Annotated in this window: 8 protein-coding genes; all 8 read right to left on the minus strand. The window is 45.0% G+C overall.

What is annotated here, in order from left to right:
* Complete coding sequence (locus tag MKY19_RS20655) at positions 1-1653, minus strand: response regulator (RefSeq protein ID WP_339266128.1); 1653 nt, start codon at positions 1651-1653, stop codon at positions 1-3.
* 158 nt (positions 1654-1811) lie between these two features.
* On the minus strand, positions 1812-2276 hold the full coding sequence (locus MKY19_RS20660) for a GNAT family N-acetyltransferase (protein ID WP_231573317.1): 465 nt from the start codon (positions 2274-2276) through the stop codon (positions 1812-1814).
* On the minus strand, positions 2266-3456 hold the full coding sequence (gene purT / locus MKY19_RS20665) for a formate-dependent phosphoribosylglycinamide formyltransferase (RefSeq protein WP_339804417.1): 1191 nt from the start codon (positions 3454-3456) through the stop codon (positions 2266-2268). The genes MKY19_RS20660 and purT overlap by 11 nt, the downstream gene beginning before the upstream one ends.
* Positions 3457-3605: 149 nt before the next feature.
* Complete coding sequence (locus tag MKY19_RS20670) at positions 3606-7292, minus strand: dynamin family protein (protein WP_339797371.1); 3687 nt, start codon at positions 7290-7292, stop codon at positions 3606-3608.
* Positions 7293-7703: 411 nt separating this feature from the next.
* Positions 7704-7970: a hypothetical protein gene (locus MKY19_RS20675; RefSeq protein WP_042129455.1), complete on the minus strand. Its 267-nt coding sequence runs from the start codon at positions 7968-7970 to the stop codon at positions 7704-7706.
* A gap of 25 nt (positions 7971-7995) precedes the next feature.
* Complete coding sequence (gene nth / locus MKY19_RS20680) at positions 7996-8676, minus strand: endonuclease III (RefSeq protein WP_339797374.1); 681 nt, start codon at positions 8674-8676, stop codon at positions 7996-7998.
* Positions 8677-8895: 219 nt separating this feature from the next.
* Positions 8896-11628, minus strand: coding sequence for an S-layer homology domain-containing protein (locus MKY19_RS20685; RefSeq protein WP_339797376.1), 2733 nt, complete (start codon positions 11626-11628; stop codon positions 8896-8898).
* Positions 11629-11715: 87 nt separating this feature from the next.
* Positions 11716-12375: a GerMN domain-containing protein gene (locus MKY19_RS20690; protein ID WP_042190076.1), complete on the minus strand. Its 660-nt coding sequence runs from the start codon at positions 12373-12375 to the stop codon at positions 11716-11718.
* Positions 12376-12449: the final 74 nt, after the last annotated feature.

A 12449-nucleotide genomic window follows, 5' to 3' on the forward strand; every position in this document is an offset into this window, starting at 1 on the left:
CTACCCTCCTCTGGAGCTATTTTTATACTCTTTGGGAGACTGACCATATTTTTTACGGAAGCAAAAGCTGAAATAGTTAGGATCAGCAAAGCCAATTTTCTCGGCGATTTCAAAAGCCTTCAGTTCCGTGGAGCGTAAAAGTTCCTTCGCTGCCTCTAATCGGATTTGCAAGAGATAACTAACGAAAGTCATCTTCATTTCCTTCTTAAAAATACTGCTAAAATAACCCGTACTGATATGTAAATGCTGACAGACCTTTCCGATAGAAATATCCGATTCCTCATAATGGCTACGGATGTAATCTTTAGCTTCATCAATGAGCAGCTTATAGCTAGATTGGCGTTCTAAGGCAATAGAGTCCATTAGCCGGCTGCAGATCGTAATAATCCATTGCTTGGCTTCACTCATACTATTGAATTTATTCATCTCAGTTAATGAGGAAATGCCAGATCCAACGAACTTAGCAGCATCACTACCGGACTCTTTGGCTACACGCAGGATGGATGTAATAATCTCCAGCAAAAAAATCTGATAATCCTGAGTAGATACCTGCTCAGCATTCAATCCGCCAAATAACTCCTCCACGACCTCCTTAAGCTCCTGTACGGTTCCCATCTTAATCGTTCGGATTAAGGACTGCTGGGTCAATTCATCATAGGCCAAGAGTGTATTCGAACGTGACTCCACATCCTCGATCCAAATGACTCTGTTATTGCCAAGAATGAGACGATAATCTAACGCTTGCATGGCATCTCCAAAGGAGTTAAATAGCATAGCAGGCGAGTGACAAACCGTTCCAGAACCAGCGGTTACCGTTAGCTTAAGAAACCGCTGCACATTGTGGCGGATTTCTTCTAGAATTTCAAAAGTTTTCCCCGTAATTTCAGTTTCTTCTCCTGCATCACAAATGGAAAGAAGCACTACCTCATCACGATGGATAAACACCCTGCCAAAATTATGCTTATTACATAATTCTTCTGCAATATTCAGCACAGCGAAGAGCTGTAAATTTCTCTCTCCCGTATCTCGCAAAGAAATTTGCTTACCTGCGGTAAGGCTAACCGTTTCCCGCTCTGGACGAATATAATCCACACTAATTACCGAGGCTTGGAACCATTTCCCATGTAGATCTATTCCGTATTCCGAACTTTTCTCATCTATTTCATTCATTCGTAACTTGCGTGAAACTAGTGAAGATAAAAACTGCTCACGCAGCACAGGCAGACTTTTCCGATAATGCTCACTGAGTACAAAAACATTCTCCTTCTCTGCAATTTCAGCCTCTATAGTGGCTCTGACCTTTAGCAGAACATCAATCAACTCCTGTGAAGAAAACGGTTTCAAAATATACTCATCGATTTGCAGTTTAATCGCCTTCTGTGCATATTCAAATTCATCATACCCTGTCAGAATAATAATCTTGGTATTAGGATGCCGCTCGCGAATCCATTCCGCCAGCTGCAGCCCGTTCATAAAAGGCATTTGAATATCAGTCACAACTACATCCGGGAGCAAACGATCTATCGCATCCGCTGCCTCTCGTCCATTCTCCGCCTGTTCTACAATTTCGAAGCCATAGTGCTCCCAATCAATCTGACTGATGACCCCTTCCCTTACATCTTCTTCATCTTCAGCAAGTATTAACTTGTACATTTCTCATCCCTCTTTGGACACGATTTATTTAACTGTCATAAAATTCATTCTATATGATTCAAACTATTCCATCTATGGTTAAGTTATTTAAATAGATTTTGAGCAAAAAAAAACCATCCCGCCGTAGCTGGGATGGGGATGATCGGAACCTATAAGTATTATAGCAACGCTTTGTTAAAGCGATAGCCTGCTGTCTTTTCGAAACCTAGATGACGATAAAAAGCATGTGCCGGTGCGCGTTCTACGCGGTTACCACTTCTCAAGAAGAGCTGACAGCAACCTTGCTCACGTGCCCATTCTTCAGCTGCGGCCACAAGTCTTTTACCGAGTCCGTTTCCTCTGAGTTCTTCTGATACGATAAGTGCAGTAATCTCAGTGATACAATCTGTCTGTTTGTAATACGAGATTACCTGTCTAAGACCGACCATTCCCACAACTTCATTGTTTAGTTCTGCAACAAGCGTGCATTGGAGATGGTTATTCTCCATGCTTTCAAGTCTCTCTTTCATCACGCTAAGCGTTGTTGGATAGCCGAATTCACGCAGAAGCGCTGTCACTCTCTCCAGATCATTCAAGCCGCATTTGCGAATTTCCAGTACAGGTGCCATGGTACTACTGTTCATCCTCATTTACCTCCACTTTTAGCATAGACGCTGCCTGCTTGGCTACCGTCCGCGCGATTTCCACATTTTCCGCCGCACTTAATGCTACAGCCATCCGCCGCCCTGGACGGACTTCTGGTTTACCAAACACCCGAACCTGAGTCCTAGGTAGTTCCAAAGCTTCACCAATTCCGGTCACAACAAAAGCTCGTCCTTCTCCTTCAGCCTTCAGCGTAGCTGAGGCACCTGATGTCAGTAATTGTACTGACTGGACTGGAAAACCAAGAATAGCTCTGACATGCACTGCAAATTGAGATAAATCCTGCGTTGCCATCGTTACCATCCCCGTATCATGAGGTCTAGGGGACACTTCACTAAACAATACGCCTCGATCCGTCAAGAAAAGCTCCACTCCAAAAATACCAAAACCTCCGAGCTGATCGGTAACTGCCTTGGCAATAGACTGAGCTTCATCCAGAAGTTCCGCCTTCATAAAGTGAGGCTGCCATGATTCGACATAATCCCCGTCCTTCTGAATATGCCCAATAGGTGGACAAAATATCGTGCCAGACACGGACCGCACCGTTAAAAGTGTAATCTCGCTTTCAAAGGTAACGAATGCCTCTACGATAACACGAGTCCCTTTAGCTCTCGCTCCATCCAAAGCAGTGTTCCAGCATTCTTCTGCATCCTCCGGCCTTTTGCAAACACTCTGACCTTTGCCGGAAGAACTCATAATCGGCTTGATGACACAAGGAGTGCCTAGTTCTGCAACGGCTTGATGCAGTTCTTCCAGACTATCTGCAAAACGATAATCCGCTGTTGGCAATCCAAGTTCTTCAGCAGCAAGTCGGCGAATGCCTTCTCTGTCCATGGTCAGACGAGCCGCTCGTGCGGTCGGAACAACGAAGAAACCTTCCTCTTCAAGCTCTTGAAGAGCATGAGTAGCGATTGCTTCAATCTCCGGAACAATAACATCCGGTTTTTCTGAGCGAATAAGCGTTTTAAGCGCCTCTGCATCCAGCATATCAATAACATGTGAACGATGAGCTACACCCATCGCTGGTGCATCGCTATAACGGTCTACAGCTACGGTCTCTACGCCAAGACGTTGAGCTTCGATTATGACTTCCTTACCCAGTTCCCCGCTGCCCAGTAGCAGCAGCTTGCGGCTTTGAGCTGAAAAAGGAGCTCCCCACATTGTCGATTTCAACCTCTTTCGGCAAATTGACTATCTCGTTTCCATAAATTTCTGAAAACAAAACAGTTTCATTGTATATTTTCAGGCTTCTTTATTTTCATCCATCATACGCCAGATTGCAAGTGTTCTTCGACAATTTCCTACAAATTTCAAAGATTTTTGTCTAATCTATCAACGAAAGATTGTTCCAAGAGAGATAATTGGTGACCTAATTGACCCCAATGATCTGCGGATTCACCCCCTTTAAGGAGATCTAACATCGCTTTCTCTTGCTCCGCTAACCCTTCTTGTAGGCGTTCTGCAGCAACCTTTAATTCTCTGGTTATGCAATCGACATAATGCGCAAGCAATTTTTTCTTCTGCTCTGCCGCCGCAACATTAACAGCTTCTTTCACAAGAGGCTCAGTCGCACCTTTGACTTGCTCCCGGCCAGCGCCTTCAAAGAAATAGCGAGGGGATTTGAAATATCCCCATAAGGTTGGCCATTCCACGGACTGAAGCTGGCATTCCAGCTCACTAGGAGAAGGCCATGCTGCTTCTTCATTCTCCATCAGATGAAACTCTTGAGTAGAGAAAAACAGCTCAGTAGCAGCCGCTTCAGCCGCTTCATGAACAAGTCTACGCCCGGTACTTTCTAGTCGCAGCGTTGTCGCCCATAGCTCTTGCTCCAATTCACGCTTAGTGGTACGCATCAGCTCTGCACCACACGCAGCGAAGATAGCTTTTAAATTTCCTGCGTCCTCACGTAATAATGAGGGGTGGAAAGATTCCTGAAAATTTCTGGTGAAGGAGAAGCTAATTCGTTGACAGACATGATAGATCAGTTCCTCACCTTCATGAACAAGATCTCTGCTAGGACGTTCTTCGGTCTCCAATAGGGAAAGTCTCTTCATAGCTAGCTGACGACGTTCTTGCATTTCTTTTAATCCTGCTTCACGCTCGTTTGCCGCCATGGAAGCGAGATTCTGCCACTCTTCCGCCCTGCGTCGAACAGATGCGATGCTCTCTGCAGCTGCGTTAAGTGAAAGCTGAGGAAGTTCATCTCCCGCAAAGCTTGATAAGGCTTGCTCAAAATGATGGAAACGGGAAGCCTCATAGCGTGCATAATCATGCTGGGTTTTGCCTTCCAGAGCAAGCAAGCTAGAGAGTGCATAAATTCTCGGCGAGCGTAAGCCGCCTGCACGTAAATTTTGAGCAACATGTTCTCGTACCTCTTCCAATTCATCTTCGCCTGAAGCAAGATCAGAAGCGTTGATAATAAAGAACATTTTATCAAGTGCAAAGCTATCTTTAATTCGGCCTAGCTGCGCAAGCAGACCTCGATCTGCTTTTGAAAAGGCGTGGTTGTAATAGGTAACAAAACAAATCGCGTCTGCGTTTTTCATGTAATTAAAGGTTACGCCTGTATGACGAGCATGCAATGAGTCGGCTCCTGGTGTATCCACGAGTACAATTCCGCTTTCGGTCAATGGACAGGCATAATACAAATCAATCCCCTGCACAAAACAGGCTCGGGTCTCCTCCGCTACAAGGCCTCGGTATTCTTCTAAATCAACCGTTCGCACCGTTCCCAGCAAGGGCTCAGCTTCTGCCCAGCCAGCCGCTGCTGCCCTTAGAAATCCAGCATGTGGCAACGCAGAGGGATGAACTCCCCTTGCAGGCAAGCTTGCTAGAACTGTTGTCCATGAGTTTTGCTGTGGTTCTCCTAGTTGCAGCACACTGAAGGAATGGCAGATGTCATCCCAGAAATCTGCCATGGTCTTCATTGTGACAACCGCGCTGGCATGGCGGAAGTCACCTTCCGGCGCCAATATGCGGTTGACCGCAGCCGTGGCGGGATGTGGAGACACGGGCAGCACTTCTTCGCCGAGCAAAGCGTTGGCGAAGGAGGACTTACCCGCGCTGAATGCACCGAACAGCGCGAGGGTAAAGCGGCCGCCGGCGAGATCCTCCGCCCGTGCGGCCAGACTCCGCGCCGCCGATGCCATCGCTGGCTCGCGGCGCAGCAGCTCTGCCGCAGCCGCCAGCGTGTCAGCGGCTGCGGATAGCCGGCGGCGTCCGCCCGCCGGCGAAGCCGTTCCCGCCGCCCAATTTGCGGCGGCGGCACTTCCAGCCGCGACGTTTTGCGGCGGCTGGACCTCCCGCGGTGCGGCGCTCTGCGCAGCCGCTCGCGGGGTTACCCTCACCTCCGGCAGGATGCCGGGGGTGAGGGGCCGGCGCGGTGGCAGCAGCGCCGCGAGCTCGTGCGCGCGGGCAGCTGCCGCGCGGTCCAGCGCGGCTAGCGCGTCAACGGCGCGCGCCTGCCGCGCAAGAGCCTGTTCGCGGCGCTGGAGTACGGCACGCTGCTCATCCATGAGCGGCGGCAGCTTCGCTAACAGCTCATCGCTCACCGCTAACGCGGCACGGCGGAACTGGCTCTTAATATCAGCCGCAAGTGTGCGGCAGAAATTGAGCAGCGCCTCGCCGCTATACCCCGTTCCCGGCTTAACTGCAGCCGCCAGCCACTCCTGGCTCACCGCCGGGAACCCTTGCTTCAGAGTCGTCTCCGCCTCCTCCTCCCACAGCCCGAGATTCTCCGCCCAATCACGTACCAGCTGAATCAAATGCCATTCCAGCTGAGCGGAAACCTCTCGGGTCAACAGTCCTTGCCAGACTGCCAATCGTTTACTTTGTTCCTTCTCCCGCCGTGCAGCCGTAGAGAATAACCCTAATCGAAACGTAGGGCTAGCACTTTCCATATAGCTTCCCGACGCCTCTCTTACATCTGCAGGCATTAGATTAGCATTATTAAGTAAGGTGTCTAGGCCAGTTCGCAAACTCGCTCGTGACTGCTGAGGCAACGCCTCAAGTCGTTCCTTCTCTTCTTCGAGTGACTTCAGTTCATTCGTCACTGTCTCTGCATTCGTACCTTCTAGTTCTTCAAAGAGAGCCGCTCTTTCCTCCTGCTGATCTTCACGGAATGCAGTTAGAGAAGAATCCGCTGTATGATGAATAGAACGAGACAAGCTATATTGAAGCAGCTGTTCCTTTTGTTCCAACAGCTCGGTTATAAGGCTGAGTAGATGATCCCAATGATTAAGAGGATGCTCTTTCTTTTTGAGAGAGGTGAATAGAATTCCCGCACAATGAATCCCCCATTGTTCAAAAGCATTTTCAAGTTGACGTTTATATTCCTCAATGGAAATCTCTTGTTCCCTGTGCTTGTCGATCTGATTAACAATTAGATACAAAGGTTTACCCCAGTCACTAAGATTTTTAGCAAAAGCCAAATTATTCTCTGACTGTACATGGTTATAATCCATTACATAAAATACGACATCAGCTAAATGCAGCGCAGAGCGGGTAGCCGCCTGATGACCATCATCCGTGGAATCTACACCAGGTGTATCCAATAGTACGCCATCCTTACCTAGCAGTGGTATCTCATTCCACACTTCAATTGCGGAATATTCACCACCATTTCGACAGTATTCTTGTAATCTTTCTGGAGTTGTCTCTATAGGAGCAGGATCATTTTTACTTCCTTCAACTCTAGGATATATAAGCACTCGTGGAACTCCACTGCGAATAGAGACAATATTCGCACTAGTCGGCACAGGTCCAGAAGGCAGCACTGAACTGCCGCAAAGAAGATTGATCATACTGGATTTTCCTGCCGAAAAATGTCCGCAAAAAGCAAGGGTCAGCTCATTCCCACCCTCTTTATGTTGTAAATCTTCATATATACGTTCAGATCCTTCATCACCCCAGCGATGCATTAATCCACGCAACTGGAAAAGCAGCGATGCCGTTTTACTTAATGACTCTTTCTCGATTCTAACCTGTTCCGCTCTCACTGACTCTCCACCTCCACTGTTACCATCTAATCATGCTTTGAATATAACCCATTCAAGAATACGAAATCAGACTCATTTTTAAAATATAGGAAAGTAAAAGTTTCACATGATACATTATCCTTATATTTCTCGCTTAAACGCTTACCGTCCTTATAAGAACGCCGAAGACGTTTATGCTTATTCAATGTTTATACAGGTGTAATTTCTGTGATGTCACGCAGAACCTTTTTTATAAATAATAATTACATTTTATCACCAGTTTGACACAAATTAAATACACACTACTTACAAAATAACCTATCATCTCTTACGAAATGAGGTTATTCAAACATCTTTCTGCTTTTTCGCTAGAAAAGTAAGAAGCAAAAAAGGAGCCAACCCTAGGGCCGACTCCTTTTATCACTTCTAAATTTATGCAGTTTCCGAAACAGGCAACAGAATTTCGAATACTTTTCCGTGTTGCAGAATAGTCAAACCACGAGATTTATCTCTCATTACAACAACCTCAGGTTTCACTGACATACGCTCAAAATAGTGTTCAGGAACGTCACCGGAATGACTGATCGTGATACCTTCTACTTCTTGCTCTTCGTTCTCTTCGAGTGGGCTTTCCACAACGCGATCAAAAATATCCGAGAACACTTCAAAATTATCTGTGTATACAGAAATGCATTTCATCTCTATCCCATCCTCTTCTTCAACTCTAACTTTTTGGCGTATGATCTTTAGCTTTCCTGACAACAGCTGTTTTCATACGTTTTTTGCCCTCTCGACATAGATCAAGGAGTGGGCAAACTTGACATTTTGGGTTCTGTGCCTTGCAGTGATATCGTCCGAAAAAGATAAGCCGGTGATGAGTGATCGTCCATTCGTCACGTGGCACAGCCTTCATCAGCTTCTTTTCCACTTCCAGCACAGAATCTTTCCAGCCTGCTAATGCAAGTCGTTTAGCAACCCTCTCCACATGCGTGTCCACTGCAATGGCAGGAACTCCAAAAGCATTGGATACTACTACATTTGCAGTTTTACGACCTACACCGGGTAAAGTTACAAGCAAGTCATGAGCCTCAGGCACCTCGCCACCATACTGTTCTATGAGTATAGAGCATAGGCTTTGGATATGCTTAGCTTTGTTACGATATAGGCCGATGCGCCGGATATCCCCCTCCAATTCCTCCAGCGGTACAGAAATATAATCGATGGGGGCTTTGTACTTTTGGAACAGGTCCACGGTCACTTTGTTCACCGTTGCATCCGTACATTGGGCTGATAACAGTACCGCTATCGTTAATTCAAAAGCGTTACTGTGATTTAGCTCGCAATGAGCATCAGGGAACAAGTCTCCAATCGTATCCAAAATGTGGCGGACCTCTGCAACTTTCATAGTGTCCCCTCCACGGAGCGTTTACGCTCATTAAAACTCACATGAGCGTGTCCTCTCTAATGTAAAGAAATATAAGCAAAGTCTGTATTATAACGTATGGTTTCATACATTTCAAGAAAATACAACTCTTATACTTTCTTATATTTCAAAAAAAACGTCTTGACGCAGGCAAAGCTCCTGTGTCAAGACGGTGATTCACTCAGAAATCCACCATTACTACTATTGTTTCACAATTTCAACCACGATATCATTATTGAAATACATTATAATATTATCATTTTCTTTCAAAGATTGCACGGACAATGTCGTATCTCCTTGATGAATATATACATTTGAAGCAAGAGTGAACTGATACTTATCGTTCAGATTAGCTCTCTTAGTCACCAATGAGTTCGTCGTACTGTCATAACGAGAGAATGAACGAGTTAACTGTGGTAACACACGAATGACTGTCGCTCCATCTGTGTCTTTACGAATCTCCACTCTGTCCGCTGTTGTTACATTACTAAGAGCAGTTGTTGTGGCGCCATCACGTATGATTCTAACCCCACCGCTTACAGTAAAGTTTTGTGCTGCACCAGCATACTCTTTAACCACCAAACTATTCGCTGCAGCATCGACTGAATTAATCTGACCCGTTGTAAGCTTAACTGTCTGAATAGCGAGTGGAGTGCTTCCATCAAAAGTCACATTAAGAAAATCTCCCGATTTCACAGCTGTCAGCTTAATGCTCTCGCCAGCTTCATTTGTTATTGGAAGTACAGCAGTATTGATCTCACTTGTTCCACCGCTCCATTTAACACTCAAACGATTGGTTCCGGCATTAACAGTTGCTGCTTCAACTTGTAAAGCTGTCTTCACTTTCAGTACTGCAATAATGTCCTGGCCAGTTGTCAGTGAGGCTGTCACATTACTACCAACAGGAACATCACTTAAAGTTGGACTATTTTTACCAAAGAGATCAATTAATTGTGGATAAGGCATCGTTAAAGTTTGCCCATCATTAAGCTTCAATACAATAGTTCTCGAGGAAGTATTAACAGTCGTCAAGGTTCCTTCATACTTTGTGACAATTTCCAACGACAAAGCCCGTTGTCCTATAGCTTTTACATTTACTTTACGGTTCTCAATAAGCTTCGTACCGATATTAGTTAAGTTAGGAAGTGCACCTTCAATTAACAGTTTTGTTTTTTCATCCAACTGAACGACATGCGCCTTTTTATTGGTATCCATAACTGTCAACAGCTGAGTTTTAGTATTATAATCAATAACCGTCGCTCCACTATACTGTTCAATTTGACGGCTTAACACTTCAATCTTTATGACTTGATCACTGCTGTTCAGCGTAAGCTGAATTTTGTCCCCACCTACTGTGTCAGCTATAAGATCATCGGCCACAGCGCTATTCATGTTCGGAATAACAATTGATGGTTTTGTTGCCAGGAGTTTGACTTCACGAGTTCCATCTTCTTTTTTATAAACAACAGTTGAACTGGTCAGTTCTGTAAGTACACCTTGAACTGTCCGTTCAACACCTTCTGTCACTTCTACAGACCGTATTACATTTTCTTTAACCGTATATTTAACAGCAGAACCTGTCTTCAATTCTGCAGGCTGCAACACGGATGCTTGATAAGTGAATAATGAAGTTCCATCTTCCCATTTAAAGGTTTCCACCGTACCAGCAACATTTTTAAACGTAATGCTTTTCCCAGTAAGATCTATACTTTGAACGGTACCTGTTGTCGTTTTGTTAACAACGCCTGAAGTCACTTGAACCTTGACCACTTTATGTGAACCACTATAAGTTTCACGCTGTAACGTAACTATGCTGTCTGCTACCAGCGAAGCAGGTTCAATTGTAGTCCCATTCGCATCTACAAAGGTAGTCGTTTCATCGTAGTAATATTCAGTGAACCCAGTAGCTGATTTCAGCCATAGCTTATTACCAGGTGCTACCATTGCGAAGCTTCCGGAAAGGCTCTCCACTTGTTGTGTAGGGTCAGTCACTTCAACATAGGCTGCGTTATATGTCGCTCCAATTACAGTAACCTTTGTGTAAGGTTGGATATCACTTAGATTTATTCTACTTTCAGAAGCGCTTGTGTAATAAGCGGTGCTCGCACCCAGGGTATATGTAGAAGTCTTTCCGTTATTATAAACGGATAGTTTCCCATCTGCTAATTGACTGATTGTTCCTGTGTAAGTGTTATCATACTCAAGTGTATTATGGGCTTCTGCCCGACTGAAAAAGGTCGCCAGCTGAGCACGGGTCACAGCCCCTTGTGGATCAAAGCGATTACCGTCAAGACCATTGGCTAGTTTTAGATCAACAGCAACGTTGATATACCCTCTTTTGTTCGCAGACACTTTAGAATCGTCTGCAAAGCCTGTCGGTTTGCTAGCTGCTACAGTTGCATCTGCACTTTTACCTAGTGCACGAATTAACAGTTCAGCAATCCATTCTCGGGATGCTTTACGTTCACCCCATGAAGTTTTCAAATTATCAGGAGACATTTCCGTAGTTTTGTCCAAAAGACCTTGCTGGAAAGCTAGAACAACATAATCTTTGTAATAATTTGAAACCTTAAAATCAGTAGGCAAGGCCACAGCTGAAGAAGTATCCACTTTATCCTGCAACTTCATAAAACGTAATGCCATAAGCACTGCTTCCTGCTGAGTTACAGAATCTCCCGGGCGAAATAAACCATTATTTCCAACCACAATTCCTTGTGATGCTAATTTATAAATATGCTTTTCAGCCCAGAAGCCTGTCTTCACATCGCTAAAAATTCCTACAGATTGTGTAGTGGTTGTTGCTGCTGTCGTAGCAGCTGTGTCTGCAAACACTGTGCTTGCGCCACTAAAAATCATGGTTCCAGCCATAACAGCCGATACTGCTTTCGTAGAATAAGCCTTCAATGGTCGTTTTGACCTTTTTTGCGCGGACAATAGATTATTCCCCTCTCTATGACTCAAATAAATAGTATAATTTAAAGTTCGTCAGTTAGATGCTTTTATCCTTTGTTGTAATAACAATTAGCTATTATCTCTAGTCATTGGATGCATTAGATCAACATGACCCATCAAGCTTTCAACCTTTTCACCATCCACCAAAACTTCGATGCTTTTTACTTCTTCAAATTGAAAATAGGTTTTGGCAAGTGATGAAATCGCTAAGGACTCCCCACCAGCACCCAGCTGTGCTTCATCCGGTTTATGAAGATCCATCACAATTTGACCATCAACAAACTTTAACGATTTCAGTTCAATCTTGCCCCATAATGATACAAGGTCGGTATTCTCGTTGCTTTGCAATGCTTTGAACGTCTCTGTATATTTCTGGGCATCGTCAGAGAAGCTAATGCTAGTCTTAGCAGGAATCAGATCCATAACTTGTGAATCCGTATAATATGCATCGATACTCTGGCTCTGTTTTTGCTTCTCATCTGCTACTGGCTTTGCAGTTGCCTGAGTTTCTGTGTTGCTATTATCTGCTGTCGGTTGCGGAGTGCTAGTCACTTCGTTTCCTGGTTCATCGCTTGGAGCCGGTGTACTTTCTCCCGCACCACTTACAACATTTGAAGTCTCTTGCTCCACACCATTTGCTGGAGCCGCAGTAGGCTTGTCTCCACAGCCAGCAATCACTAGCAGAAGCAGTGTAGCGATCCCAATTGTACTCCATTTTTGTTTCATCATTAATAAACGCCTCCTCTAGATGAATACGGGCAGACAGGTACCGCAAAACCACTTCTTGCCTTTTAAAATAAAAG

Origin of the sequence: Paenibacillus sp. FSL R5-0744 (assembly GCF_037972555.1) — a bacterium.
Lineage (GTDB): Bacteria > Bacillota > Bacilli > Paenibacillales > Paenibacillaceae > Paenibacillus_AQ.

Bases quoted from the DNA above. Each gene is read 5' to 3' on its own strand.
- MKY19_RS20655 (WP_339266128.1), bottom strand. From the start codon at position 1,653: ATGTACAAGTTAATACTTGCTGAAGATGAAGAAGATGTAAGGGAAGGG.
- MKY19_RS20660 (WP_231573317.1), bottom strand. From the start codon at position 2,276: ATGAACAGTAGTACCATGGCACCTGTACTGGAAATTCGCAAATGCGGC.
- purT (WP_339804417.1), bottom strand. From the start codon at position 3,456: ATGTGGGGAGCTCCTTTTTCAGCTCAAAGCCGCAAGCTGCTGCTACTG.
- MKY19_RS20675 (WP_042129455.1), bottom strand. From the start codon at position 7,970: ATGAAATGCATTTCTGTATACACAGATAATTTTGAAGTGTTCTCGGAT.
- nth (WP_339797374.1), bottom strand. From the start codon at position 8,676: ATGAAAGTTGCAGAGGTCCGCCACATTTTGGATACGATTGGAGACTTG.
- MKY19_RS20690 (WP_042190076.1), bottom strand. From the start codon at position 12,375: ATGATGAAACAAAAATGGAGTACAATTGGGATCGCTACACTGCTTCTG.